Below are 12,676 nucleotides of genomic sequence, written 5' to 3'. Positions count from 1 at the left end.
GGTGATTGCATGGGAAAAAAACGAGTATATGAATTTGCCAAAGAAATTAATCAATCAAGTAAGGATGTTGTAGACAAGGCCAACACATTGGGGATCGATGTTGTTAACCACATGGGAGCTCTTTCAAATGACGATGAGTCAAAACTGAAGAAGGCTTTTACTGGAAATGCACAACAACCAAAACCAGCAAATACTCAAGCAAAACCATCAGCTAACCAGCACGAAAAACCTAAATTTAAGAGCTCTAAAAATAACCCAAATTTCCAAAATAGAAAAGGAAATCAAGACAGCGTGAGAAATTCAAATAATAATCAACAAAGCAATCCCAACCGGGACAATCGTCAAGGACAAAATAACCAAGGTCAACGCCCAGCGGGCAACCAAGGTCAACGTCCAAACAATCAAGGACAAAGTGGCCAACGCCCAGCGGGTAACCAAGGTCAACGTCCAAACAATCAAGGACAAAGTGGCCAACGCCCAGCGGGTAACCAAGGTCAACGTCCGAACAACCAAGGACAAGGCGGCCAACGCCCAGCGGGTAACCAAGGTCAACGTCCAAACAATCAAGGACAAGGTGGCCAACGCCCAGCGAGTAACCAAGGTCAACGTCCGAATAACCAAGGACAAGGCGGCCAACGCCCAGCAGGGAATCAAGGTCAACGTCCGAATAACCAAGGACAAGCCGGTCAACGCCCAGCAAGTAATCAAGGTCAACGTCCAGCTCAAGGTCAAGGCCAGCAAGGGAATCAAGGCCAACAACGCTCCAACACACAAGGCGGAAGCAATCAAAACCGCAACCGTAATAATAACTTCGGTAACCAAAATCGCAACAATAATTTTGGTGCTAACCGCAACAAGAACAAATTCAATAAAAAAGGAAAAAAAGGCAAGTATCAACCAAGCCAAAAACCGCCAGTTCCAGCACGTAAGTTCCGTGAACTGCCTGAGGTATTGGAATACACTGTCGGCATGAACGTAGCCGATATTGCCAAGAAAATTTATCGTGAACCAGCAGAAATCATTAAGAAATTATTCTTGGTGGGAGTTATGGTTAATCAAAACCAACCGTTGGACAAAGATACGATTGAATTACTAGCAACAGATTATGGCATCGAAGCGCAAGAAAAGGTTCAGATTGATATTGCTGATATCGACCGGTTCTTTGAAGGTGAAGAAGTAGACGAAGAAAAATTGGTTCCACGACCACCAGTTGTTACTATCATGGGTCACGTCGATCATGGTAAAACAACCTTATTGGATACCCTGCGTCATTCACGGGTAACCAGCGGTGAAGCCGGCGGGATTACACAGCATATCGGTGCGTACCAAATTGATATTAACGGCAAGCCAATTACTTTCTTGGATACTCCAGGACATGCGGCCTTCACCAGCATGCGTGCTCGGGGCGCAAGTATCACGGATATCACTATTTTGGTTGTTGCAGCTGATGATGGGGTTATGCCTCAAACAGTTGAAGCTATCAACCATGCGAAAGCGGCGAAAGTGCCGATTATCGTAGCAGTGAACAAAATTGACAAACCAGGTGCGAATCCAGATCGTGTTATGCAGGAATTAAGTGAACATGAATTGGTTTCTGAAGCATGGGGCGGCGATACAATTTTTGTACAAATTTCCGCGAAATTCAATCAAAATATTGAAGAATTGCTGGAAATGATTCTTTTAGTCGCAGAAGTGGAAGATTTGAAAGCTGATCCGACTCAAAATGCTATTGGTACAGTAATTGAAGCCCGTTTGGACAAAGGAAAAGGCCCTGTGGCTACTTTATTAGTTCAACAAGGTACTTTAAATGTCGGTGATCCAATTGTAGTTGGTGATACCTATGGTCGGGTTCGTGTAATGACGAATGATATTGGTCGTCGCGACAAGACTGCTGGACCAGCAACACCAGTTGAAATTACCGGGTTAAATGATGTTCCTCAAGCCGGAGACCGTTTTGCAGTCTTCGCGGATGAGAAAACAGCACGGGCAGCCGGTGAAGAACGGGCAAAACGTGCCTTACAAGAGCATCGCAGTTCCAATGCTCGCGTAACGTTAGACAACCTGTTTGAATCATTAAAAGAAGGCGAATTGAAGGACGTTAACGTAATTATCAAAGCGGACGTTCAAGGTTCAGCTGAAGCATTGGCTGCATCATTGAAGAAAATCGATGTTGAAGGGGTACGAGTAAATATCGTCCATTCAGCAGTTGGTGCCATCAATGAAAGCGACGTTACTCTGGCAGCAGCAAGTAACGCCATCATGATTGGCTTCAATGTTCGCCCAACACCGCAAGCAAGACAACAAGCAGAAGCCGAAGAAGTAGATATTCGCTTGCACCGGATTATCTATCAAGCGATTGATGAAATTGAAACAGCGATGAAGGGTATGCTTGATCCTGAGTACGAAGAAAAAATTACTGGTCAAATGACTGTTCGTGAAACATACAAGGTTTCTAAAGTCGGAACAATTGCCGGCTGTTATGTCAACGAAGGCAGCATTTCCCGCGACAGCGGCGTCCGCGTTATTCGCGACAGTATTGTTATCTTCGAAGGCAAGCTAGCCAGCCTGAAACGCTTCAAGGATGATGTGAAAGAAGTTAAGATGGGCTACGAATGTGGTGCCATGGTTGAAAACTTCAATGACCTTAAGGTGGACGATGTAATCGAAGCCTTCATCATGCAAGAAATTAAGAAAGCCTAAAAAAGGAGGCAGTTTTTATGCCTAACTATCGAGATCGTCGAGTTGCTCAAGAGATTTTGAAAGAAGTCAATGATATCTTGCGTAAACGCGTTCGTGATCCACGGGTTCAAAACGTGAATATTACGGATGTGCGCGTGACGGGAGACCTGCAGCAGGCAACCATTTTTTACAGTCTGTTGTCGGATAAGGCTTCTGACAAGCAAAAAGCACAGGATGGTTTGGACAAGGCAAAGGGCTTGATTCGTCGAGAACTTGGTCAAGCACTGTCCATTTACAAAACACCTGAGCTAGTGTTTGAATTAGATGAATCCGTTGAATACGGCTCAAAAATTGATCAAATGATTCGCGATCTAAATAAAGAGTAAAGAAAAGGCCTGGGTGAAAATGCTTCACTCAGGTTTTTTTTGCAAAATAAGGAATTTCCTGTTAAAGTGTAAAGGGTTTTAAGCAAAATAGCTTGAGGAGGCTGTTGGAGATGAGTACAGAATTCGATAAGCGTATGCGTCAACTACATGACGAATACCTCAATTGTTCTCCAGAAGAAAGAAAATTAATTAGACAACATATGAAGAAGAACAATCTGCTTTTGTATCGCAAAACAGAACGGATGAAGCATGATCTTTTAAGGATGGAAGCGAAACGGGCGCAGTTGTCTTTAGATCAGGACTCAAAAGAATTAACCGAATTGGAAAAACGGATTATTGACAAGAAAATAGAATTTCTAAAAATATTAGCAAAAGTCAGAGAGAAGCAAGCCAGAGGTCCTAAATGATCCTAATTGAGATCATTATTTTTCTTGCTTTAACAATCACTTTGTCCAACGTGTTGGCTAAGGTGTTTCCGTCTATTCCGATGTTTATGATTCAAATTGTGTTAGGGATTTTGCTGGGGCTGACAGAAATTGGCCGCTCCATCAATTTTGAACCCGAGGTTTTTTTGGTAATGATTATTGCGCCGCTGCTTTTCCGAGAAGGGGAAACAGCGGACATTCCGGCTATTTTGAAGCATAGCTGGACCATTTTATTTTTAGCCTTTGGCGGGGTGATTCTCACCTTGACCGGGGTGGGCTTTGCCTTGCATGCGTTGCTGCCGGCAGTCCCGCTGGCGGCCTGCCTGGCCTTTGGTGCGGCATTAGGCCCAACTGACGCGGTAGCGGTGAATTCACTGGCAAAAAGGCTGAAAATGCCGGATTCGGTGATGCATATTCTGGAGGGTGAAGGCCTGTTGAATGATGCTTCCGGCGTTACCGCCTTTCAGTTTGCGGTGGCCGCTTTAATGACCGGTCAGTTTTCAGCAGCGGATGCTTCTTTGACCTTGCTGCTTTCGACTTTGGGCGGTGTGTTGGCAGGGATTATCGTCGTTTATATTAAACGTCAGTCGATTCAGCTGATTGAGCGGATCTCCGCCAGGGATATAACTGGGTATTTGCTGATTGAATTGACCTTGCCATTTTTGGCTTATTTAGTTGCTGAGCTGCTGCATTCTTCGGGAATTATCGCGGCGGTCGTTTGTGGAGTGTTGGAATCTCGACGCTTTAGCAAAATCAGCTTATTCGATGCAGAACTGTCCAATGTTACTGAGACCAGCTGGCAAACCATTAGTTTTACTCTGAATGCGCTAGTGTTCCTCTTTCTGGGGATTGAGCTGTCCCAAGTATTTTCACCAATTTGGAATAGCGAAACCTACGCCAATCTGCACTTATTCTTTATTGTAGGTGTGATTACCGCACTGCTCTTTTTAATTCGATTTCTTTTTATTACCTTATTTTATTCCTTTACCCGGGGATTCCGGAAAACGCATCATTATCTGCATGAGCGTTTGTTATTGACGGTTGGTGGTGTCAAAGGAACTGTCAGTATTGCGACGATTTTTATTTTGCCAGCGACGATTGGTGGTATTGATTTTCCTGAACGCTCGCTGCTGCTATTTATTACCGCTTGTGTGACCTTTCTTAGTCTAATTATGGGCATGATTTTACTGCCGATTTTATCAGATGGCGAGGTAACTCCGGTTTCGAATCCAAGACAGGCGGGAATTTACCGTGAAGTGATTGCTTGTCTAGAGGAGGATATCGAAAATCCTGAGCTGAGTGAGCAGGAGGTTTTTGCAATTCAAGCGGTGATTACTAATTATCAGGACCATATTCAAGAGCTTTTTACCGAAACAATGTCTGAAAGCAGCCAGCAGGAATTTCAAGAGGTGCAGGCCTTAATGCTTTCGATTGAGCGGGATGGCTTGGATGAAAGTTATCGACGTCGGAAAATAAATACCGAATCCTATCGTTTGTATTCGATGTTTATTTCTCGTTTCCAAAATTCGATTCCTCATCAAGTCCTGTCGTTTCTAGGCTTTTGGCTGATTGTGGTTCAGCGAGTTATTCGGGTAATTTTACATCCAAAGCTATTTTTGCAACGTCGGCGAACTCGAGGTCAGCGAAGTGTCATTGATCGGCGGGATGTTTCAGCAGTGAGAGAAATCTTTTTACAAAACAGCGAAGCAATTTTAAATAGTTTGGAAAACTTGAGAGATGTTTATGATGAAGAATTGATTGATTTCTTTGTCGAAGAACGCAAAAATTTGATGGAACAAGTCAATAAAAAGGGACTTTTTGGAACCATTTTGATTCAACAAGATCCTTTGTATACTAAGGAATTGCTGCGGGGCTATTATTTGGAGCGAAAAATCATTGATGAGCATGAGGTTGGCGGCGATATTTCCACCTTTGAAGCCAATGATTACCGTCATCGGGTCAATTTGCTGGAATCTTACGCTATGCGTCAGCCGGCGGATGCGCCGCTCCGTTTTATTCTTCGCAAGAAAAAAGCTAAAAAATCTTAAGAGAACCTCGTCTGTTTATTAAAAATGGACGAGGTTTTTTTGGTGCAATTTTTTCTTTGTCTTTTCTGCATTTAGCTATGGTATAATGGCAACGTTGAAATTTTAGGAAAATGGAGCGATATAATGGACGGTATCTTGCCTTTGTGGAAAGAACGGGGAATGACGAGTCACGATTGTGTATTTAAATTACGCAAGATTTTAAAAATGAAAAAAATTGGTCATGGGGGGACCCTTGACCCTGATGTGGATGGCGTTTTGCCGATTTGCATCGGTAAAGGAACCAAGGTTATTGAGTATTTGCAGGACAGCGGCAAAATTTACGCGGGTGAAATTACGTTGGGTTATTCTACGACGACTGAGGATGTCAGTGGTGAGCTGATTGAAAAAAAGCGGGTGGAAACCCCTTTTTCAGCGGAAGAAATTGATGCTGTCATGAAGAAATTCGTGGGCACGATCACACAAATTCCGCCGATGTATTCAGCGGTAAAAGTTAACGGCAAACGGCTGTATGAGTATGCCCGGGCCGGCGAAGAAGTGGAGAGACCCCAGCGTCAAGCGGAGATTTATGCCTTTCAACGGGTGAGCGAGCCGGAGTTTGATGAAGCAGCCGGAACTCAAACCTGGCGCTTTGAGGTTTCTTGCGGAAAGGGAACGTACGTTCGTACTTTGGCGGTTGATTTAGGCGCGGCTTTAGGCTATCCGGCACACATGTCTGATTTGACTCGCTTAGCCAGCGGCGGTTTTGTTGCCGGTCAAGCAGCAACCTTGTCGCAGGTTCAGCAATTGATGGACGAGGAGCGGATGGATAAGATTTTGCAACCGATTGAAACAGCGGTTCAGGAATTTTCGCGGATTAATTTGTCCGATGACTTGTGGCAAAAGGTTAAAAACGGTCAGCTGCTTCCCTTGAAGGAATTAGGCTTAGAAGCAGCGCCTGAGGATTTGATTGCGTTGTTCTACCAGGATAAACTAGTCAGCTTGTATGGGGTGCATCCTCAGCGATCGGGTTGGCTGAAACCGAGTAAAGTGATTCGCAACGAATAAGACTCGTTGTTTTGATAAAATTGGTCTAGTTGATAGTAAAGGAGATAATGATGGAGATAATTAAATTACGCCACCCTTATCAGCCGGCGGAAATTCCGACCGATGAGGTGGTACTGGTTCTGGGCTTTTTTGATGGCGTGCATCGCGGACATCAGGAAGTAATTGAAACTGGACGTAAACTTGCGAAAGAAAAAAATTTGAAGCTGGCTGTAATGACCTTCAACCAGCATCCGGCAGTGGTTTTCCAAAAGGTGGACCGCAATCCGGTTAAATATTTGTCTAATCTTACCCAAAAGGAAGAATTAATGGCGCGCTTGCAGGTAGATATTTTGTATGAGGTTGCTTTTACTTCCGCCTTTGCTGCTCAGCCGCCGCAGGATTTTGTTGATCAATACATTGCCGGACTTCATGCAAAAGTAGCGGTATCCGGCTTTGATTATACCTACGGCAAAGGAGCCGAAGCGGATGTTGCCCATCTGCCGGAGTATGCCAAGGGACGTTTTGAAGTGGTAATGGTGCCTAAACAGGTGGATCATGAAGAAAAAATCAGCTCCTCACGGGTTCGTCAGCTGCTGACGGATGGAAATCTGGAAGAAGCTAATCGTTTGCTGGGGTACGTTTATGAGACTAGCGGGGTCGTGATTCATGGCGATGCTCGGGGACGTGAACTAGGCTATCCAACCGCGAATATTCAATCAGATGAGCAGATGGTTTTGCCGAAGGTCGGGGTGTACGTCAACGAGATTTTAGTTGGCGGTCACTGGTATCCGGCGATGGGCTCGATTGGACATAACGATACCTTTGGCCCTCATCGCCAGAAAACAGTCGAACTGAACATTTTGGACTTTAATCAAGATATTTACGGGGAAGAGGTTCGAGTACGCTGGCTGCACTTTATTCGAGGACAGGTGAAGTTTAACTCAGCTGAGGAGCTGATTGCTCAACTGGATGCTGATGAAGTAGCCACTAGAGATTATTTTGCATAAAAGGAAGATCACCAGGCCCGATTGGTCTAGTGATCTTTTTTTGTATTTCCCTTTTTTTAATAAAAATTCGGAAATATGGGTAAATTTTTTTACTTTCGGGAAATCCTTTGGTGGTGCGTTTTTTGTTTTTTTAAGTATTAGTTTATAAAAATTACCTATTGACAACCCTTTCAAAATAATTTAGCCTAAAAGCGTCGACACGAGAAATACTATTTCACAAGAAAAAAGGAGGTCTGTAAAATGACTGAACATACATTAAATTATCAGCAATTATTTCAGCTTCAGCGTTCTACGCTTGAAACTCGTATCAGCAATTATTACGACGAGAGTCGTGATTCAAAAAATACTATCAAATATTTGATAGCGCTTCAAATTAGAGACGAACTAAGCAGCAAGGATTTTAGTTACGTATTAGGCGGATTAGTTCGCCATATTTTCTTAGAAACCAAATCTACCCGTGCACTGCGCCGCTATTATTATCTTTTCCGCGAATATTTTGCCCTAGATGAGTGGAAGCTGTTAACCTCCCGCTTATTCGCTATTACCATGTTTGTTGCTGAGAAAATCAGCAAACTGAAGGATCAATTCGCCAAGCTGGTTCCGGAAACTTTCTCGGTTCCGTGACGAGGCACCTTAACGTAAACCTAAACAGTAATCCATTGACTATAGATACTCTAAAAACGAAAGGAATGAAACTATGTTAAGCTTAGCTGCAACCTTTGAGAACAGCCAAGGCGGTTTACATCGCTTAAACTTGAAAGATCCAGATCGAAATAAACCTGCCGAAGAAATTCGGGCGGGATTAGAAAAATTAGTACAGTTGAATTTATTTGAAAAAGGCGAGGTGGGACTGTTCAAGAAATTGGTCTGTGCCAAATTTGTCGAAACCATCGAAAGACCTATCTTTGATTTACGTCAGAAGAATTGCAGAGCAGCAGCCTCAGACGCTGAAGTTCAGCCTGAAACAGCTCAAGCAACACAAACATCAGTATCAGTCGCTCCAGTTAAAAAAGATCTGATCCCTTTGAATTCTGTTCAAGCGCTTCAATCGGAATCAGTTGCACCAATTGCACCAACCGCTTTAGAAGTACCGCAAATAGAAATTAAAATTCCAGAGGATTTCGATGCTTCGGCACTAACGGAGGATGAGCTGCTTGCGATGTTGACGGCTCAGTTACCGGCGGGGGCTACTTTGGAGAGCTTTAAAACAGCTGATATCGTTTTTAACATTGAAGGCTCCGAGGATAAATTCCCCAAAACAGACTTAACGGAAATCCTCACCGGAGTTCCGCAGCAGGCAGCAGCAGAAAAAGCTGTAGAGCCGGTGACGGAAAAAAGGGTCGATTGGGTACCGAAGCCCAAATCAAAATTCAGGCATCTGCTGTCAGGTCTTCCTTGGGATAAACGCAAGCGTAAAAAGACCCTGAAGCAGTTTAAAAAGGGAACGCAAAAAAGAATAGCCGATTGAAAAACTAGTACTAGGTTCGCATTTTTTGCTAAAGGGGATACGATCGATCCCTTCAAAAAAGCTGGAGACAAGCAGCCGATTCTTTGACACAAATTTTCACCTGAAAAAATCTTTTTCAACAGGTATAATAAAGAGATCAGTTTGATTTTTTAGAGGAGGTGACCCATCTTTCTGGGATGTGGGCCTTTTGAAAGCTGACTGTAAATATAGTGAAAGGGGGACAGGGTGAGTAGTTTGTAAGACAAGGAGGAACGGTATGAAAGAAAAACAAGGAATTTTTTACGGCTGGTGGATTGTTGCCGGCTGCGTCGTGATTACTGCGACGATTGTTCCGCTAGTAATGTCGTTGTCCGGCAAATATGCTTTAGCCGTGATTGACGAGCTGCAAATCAGCCGCAGCCAGTTTATGCTGGTGAACACGATTGTTCAATTGGTGGGGATTGTTCTATCACCGCTGGTGGCGAAGCGGATTGCTGCAGGACAAATGAAATTATTACAGGTTGCTGGGATTATTGGTTTTTGTATTAGCTATTTTACCTATTCCTTAGCGCAAAGTGCGATTCACTTATATATTTCTTCCCTTTTTGTAGGCCTATTTTATTGGATGTCGACGCTAATTCCGATCAGCTATATGATTACCATGTGGTTCAAAGAGAAGCGTGGATTAGCCATGAGTATTGCGATGGCCGGAATTGGGATTGGCGGAACGATCTTTTCACAGGTGGTAACGTTGTTTCTGACGAATTACGGTTGGCGCACCACCTATCAGTTGATGGCGGGGATTGCGCTGCTTTGTTCTTTGCCGATCGCTTTATTGGTGTTCAAAAGCTCTCCAAAGGAAAAAAATTTGCAGCCTTATGGAGCTGAAAAGGAACCGCAACAGCTTTCTGAAGGAGCGGTGGAAGAAAGTGCCAACTCTTCGTTAACAGTGAAGGGCTCATATACAAAATTCTTCTTTTGGCTGGCTATGCTGGGCATGTTCTTAAACGGTTTAATAAACTCCGGTGCCTTATCGAATTTCCCGGCAGCGATCCAGGAAATGCATAATCCAGCGGTTTCGGCCAATATTATTTCTATATATTCTTTTGTCGGAATATTTGGAAAACTGATTTTAGGCTGGGTCAATGACAAGTTTGGTGTAGTCATCAGCAGTTTTTTTGGCTGCGGCGCCTTTTTGCTGGCCTTTGTGTTGATGCTGAATGGACAAAATACAACTATTTTGTATCTAATGGCTTTTTCCTTTGGGCTAGGTACGCCAATCGGGACAGTATCTCCGCCATTGATTACCGCCAGTGTCTTTGGACAAAAAAATTATCCTGAAGCCTATGGTTTAGTGACGAGTATCATGACTATTGGTACAGCTTTAGGTTCAGTTTTTGTGGCCAGTATTTTGGATACCACTGGATCCTTCCAGATCGCTTGGCTTTGCATGATTGCCTTCACTGCCTTAACGTTGTTTGGCTGGGTTGGTTCTTATGTGACTTCTCGCCGGTATTTTGGCGGAAAAGCCGATCGTTTGGAAAGTGCCAAATAACCTATTTCTATACAAGGAGGAATTTTTTTGAGTTTGAAGGAACAGCTTTTTAGTGCGCTTCGGGAAAAAGAAGTAAGAATGATTGAAATTCGCCGGTACCTGCATGAGCATCCGGAATTGTCTTTTCATGAAACGGAGACAGCCAAATACATTGCCGATTTTTACAAGGATAAAGAGTTAGAAGTTACAGTGGAAACCCAGATCAATGATGAAAATGGCATTATTGTCACAATTGATTCAGGCAAACCAGGGAAAACCTTGGCGATTCGTGCCGATTTTGATGCTTTGCCTATCGAGGAGGCGACTGACCTGCCTTTCGCTTCTAAAAATGAAGGGGTCATGCATGCTTGCGGGCATGATGGTCATACGGCCTATATGCTGGTTTTGGCGGAAACATTAGCCGAAATGAAGGATCAGCTGCGAGGAAAAATTAAAGTCTTCCATCAGCCGGCGGAGGAAACTCCACCAGGAGGAGCAGTGGGGATGATCAAGGCCGGCTGTTTAGAAGGCGTAGATAACGTTGCCGGAATCCATGTCATGAGTACATTTCCGTTAGGCAAGGTTTATTATCGCGAAGGTGAAATCCAGTCAGCCCGTTCATTCTTCAAATTGACTATCAAAGGCAAAGGCGGACATGGTTCTTCACCTCATGAAGCCAATGATGCGATTGTGGCGGGCAGCTATTTTGTGACCATGCTGCAAACGGTTATCAGCCGCCGGATTAATCCCTTTGACATGGGCGTGGTGACGATTGGTTCCTTTGACGGGAAAGGCTCTTTCAATGTCATCAAGGATCAGGTAGTTTTAGAAGGGGATGTTCGTTCCATGAGTGAACACGCCCGGGATATTATCGATGCAGAGATTAAGAAGGTTTGTAAAGGTGTGGAGGCGGCCTTTGGCGTGGTCTGCGACTTGGATTACACCACAGATTATCCGGTTCTTTACAATGATCCTGCATTTACTAGACAAGCGGCTGAAATCTTGAAAAATACCCCGTTGGATCGAGTGGAAGCCATTGAAGTAACGGCGCCTATTCCACCATCAGAGGACTTTGCTTATTTTGCTGAAAAAGTGCCAAGTACCTTTATTTATGTTGGTGCCCAGGTAGAAGATAAGCCAGCATATCCTCACCACCATCCTAAATTTGATATCAATGAAAAATCCCTGCTGATTTGTGCTGAGGTGATGGGAAGCATTGTTGTGGATTATTTGGTAGAGTAAAAGAGTGTGCACTTTTAGCAAAGAATATTGTATTAAATTTCATTATGCGTAGTTTTGAGCAATAATGATTTCAAGTGACTTGCCTGTAAGAGCATGAAATGTGTTGACTAAGTAATTCTCTTAGGAGGGGACTTTCTGATTTGTAGCAGAAGACAACTGAAAGTGTATTATTATTTTCATTTTTCTGATCTGTAAATAAGTAAATACCAGAAATCAATAAGCGTAGAATTCCTAGTAATGATTGAAACCAATAATCCTATGTTACAGAAAATATGCTGCCATTGGTATTGATTTTATTGTTAGACCATACGGGAGTTCTCACAGATCAAAGATTTGATTATCTAATCCTGCTTACAATTGGTTCTTCACCTCTTAAGTAGCAAAATTTATCTCACTGAAACTTGTTAAAATTTTTTTGCTTCTTTCTCTAAGACTCAATACACTGGGCTTGAATCTATAGAGATATTAAAAGAACCATTTGTTAAATAGGTTGTTCACCGCATATAACAGCAATAAAATTACGAAGTTTCAGGTCATATCCCAGAAATCGAAAAAATATGAGCAAAATATCTGTATTATTTCTCATGCTAGTGAAGCACCTGGGATCGTAAATATTTTGGACTATGATTATCAGTTAGCCATTTAAAGGCTAATTAGATATATTCAGTGCTGGTAACTCCGTATAAAAATCGTACCCAGTAAATTTTTTCGGGATTGAAATCATGGAACTGGAGGAAGCTGTCCAGCAGCTGTGGCAAAAAGATATTTATGCCGAAAGCGACATGGGCTGCACCGGACCAGTAATTCTAGTTAATGAGCAAAAGGACCAGTCAGCTAGGCAAACTTTGACTGAAGCCAACTATTTGTAAATAATTTAACTGCAGA

General features: G+C 43.2%; 11 protein-coding genes. All 11 read left to right on the top strand.

The window, feature by feature from the left end; genetic code table 11:
* Positions 1–9: 9 nt before the first annotated feature.
* The 11 genes from infB (at position 10) to IGI46_RS15205 (ending at position 12,660) form a co-directional block, all read left to right on the top strand.
* Positions 10–2,700 (top strand): translation initiation factor IF-2, encoded by a 2,691-nt coding sequence (gene infB, locus IGI46_RS15255; RefSeq protein WP_429963877.1) that lies wholly within the window; start codon positions 10–12, stop codon positions 2,698–2,700.
* A gap of 17 nt (positions 2,701–2,717) precedes the next feature.
* A complete protein-coding gene (rbfA, locus tag IGI46_RS15250) occupies positions 2,718–3,065 on the top strand; it encodes a 30S ribosome-binding factor RbfA (RefSeq protein ID WP_207702527.1) in 348 nt (115 codons plus the stop codon).
* A gap of 110 nt (positions 3,066–3,175) precedes the next feature.
* Positions 3,176–3,472, top strand: coding sequence for a hypothetical protein (locus IGI46_RS15245; RefSeq protein ID WP_207702526.1), 297 nt, complete (start codon positions 3,176–3,178; stop codon positions 3,470–3,472).
* Positions 3,469–5,538: a cation:proton antiporter gene (locus tag IGI46_RS15240; protein ID WP_207702525.1), complete on the top strand. Its 2,070-nt coding sequence runs from the start codon at positions 3,469–3,471 to the stop codon at positions 5,536–5,538. The genes IGI46_RS15245 and IGI46_RS15240 overlap by 4 nt, the downstream gene beginning before the upstream one ends.
* Positions 5,539–5,661: 123 nt before the next feature.
* Positions 5,662–6,582: a tRNA pseudouridine(55) synthase TruB gene (gene truB, locus IGI46_RS15235; RefSeq protein ID WP_207702524.1), complete on the top strand. Its 921-nt coding sequence runs from the start codon at positions 5,662–5,664 to the stop codon at positions 6,580–6,582.
* A gap of 50 nt (positions 6,583–6,632) precedes the next feature.
* Entirely contained in the window at positions 6,633–7,568 is a 936-nt protein-coding gene (gene ribF, locus IGI46_RS15230; protein WP_207702523.1) for a riboflavin biosynthesis protein RibF, read from the top strand.
* Between the two features lie 240 nt (positions 7,569–7,808).
* Positions 7,809–8,192, top strand: coding sequence for a hypothetical protein (locus tag IGI46_RS15225; protein ID WP_207702522.1), 384 nt, complete (start codon positions 7,809–7,811; stop codon positions 8,190–8,192).
* A gap of 73 nt (positions 8,193–8,265) precedes the next feature.
* A complete protein-coding gene (locus tag IGI46_RS15220; RefSeq protein ID WP_207702521.1) occupies positions 8,266–9,036 on the top strand; it encodes a DUF2922 domain-containing protein in 771 nt (256 codons plus the stop codon).
* A gap of 256 nt (positions 9,037–9,292) precedes the next feature.
* Positions 9,293–10,570, top strand: coding sequence for an MFS transporter (locus IGI46_RS15215; protein ID WP_207702520.1), 1,278 nt, complete (start codon positions 9,293–9,295; stop codon positions 10,568–10,570).
* A gap of 78 nt (positions 10,571–10,648) precedes the next feature.
* Positions 10,649–11,791, top strand: coding sequence for a M20 family metallopeptidase (locus IGI46_RS15210; protein WP_429973977.1), 1,143 nt, complete (start codon positions 10,649–10,651; stop codon positions 11,789–11,791).
* Between the two features lie 722 nt (positions 11,792–12,513).
* Complete coding sequence (locus tag IGI46_RS15205) at positions 12,514–12,660, top strand: hypothetical protein (RefSeq protein ID WP_207702519.1); 147 nt, start codon at positions 12,514–12,516, stop codon at positions 12,658–12,660.
* Positions 12,661–12,676 lie beyond the last annotated feature (16 nt).

Source organism: Enterococcus sp. AZ163 (assembly GCF_050498925.1).
Lineage (GTDB): Bacteria > Bacillota > Bacilli > Lactobacillales > Enterococcaceae > Enterococcus_A > Enterococcus_A ferrettii.
Note: the sequence above shows the minus strand (reverse complement) of the source record. Positions and strands in the feature narration are given on the sequence as shown.

Excerpts from the sequence above, each read along its gene's own strand:
- infB (WP_429963877.1), top strand. The coding sequence starts at position 10 with ATGGGAAAAAAACGAGTATATGAATTTGCCAAAGAAATTAATCAATCA.
- rbfA (WP_207702527.1), top strand. The coding sequence starts at position 2,718 with ATGCCTAACTATCGAGATCGTCGAGTTGCTCAAGAGATTTTGAAAGAA.
- IGI46_RS15245 (WP_207702526.1), top strand. The coding sequence starts at position 3,176 with ATGAGTACAGAATTCGATAAGCGTATGCGTCAACTACATGACGAATAC.
- IGI46_RS15240 (WP_207702525.1), top strand. The coding sequence starts at position 3,469 with ATGATCCTAATTGAGATCATTATTTTTCTTGCTTTAACAATCACTTTG.
- truB (WP_207702524.1), top strand. The coding sequence starts at position 5,662 with ATGGACGGTATCTTGCCTTTGTGGAAAGAACGGGGAATGACGAGTCAC.
- ribF (WP_207702523.1), top strand. The coding sequence starts at position 6,633 with ATGGAGATAATTAAATTACGCCACCCTTATCAGCCGGCGGAAATTCCG.
- IGI46_RS15225 (WP_207702522.1), top strand. The coding sequence starts at position 7,809 with ATGACTGAACATACATTAAATTATCAGCAATTATTTCAGCTTCAGCGT.
- IGI46_RS15220 (WP_207702521.1), top strand. The coding sequence starts at position 8,266 with ATGTTAAGCTTAGCTGCAACCTTTGAGAACAGCCAAGGCGGTTTACAT.
- IGI46_RS15215 (WP_207702520.1), top strand. The coding sequence starts at position 9,293 with ATGAAAGAAAAACAAGGAATTTTTTACGGCTGGTGGATTGTTGCCGGC.
- IGI46_RS15210 (WP_429973977.1), top strand. The coding sequence starts at position 10,649 with ATGATTGAAATTCGCCGGTACCTGCATGAGCATCCGGAATTGTCTTTT.
- IGI46_RS15205 (WP_207702519.1), top strand. The coding sequence starts at position 12,514 with ATGGAACTGGAGGAAGCTGTCCAGCAGCTGTGGCAAAAAGATATTTAT.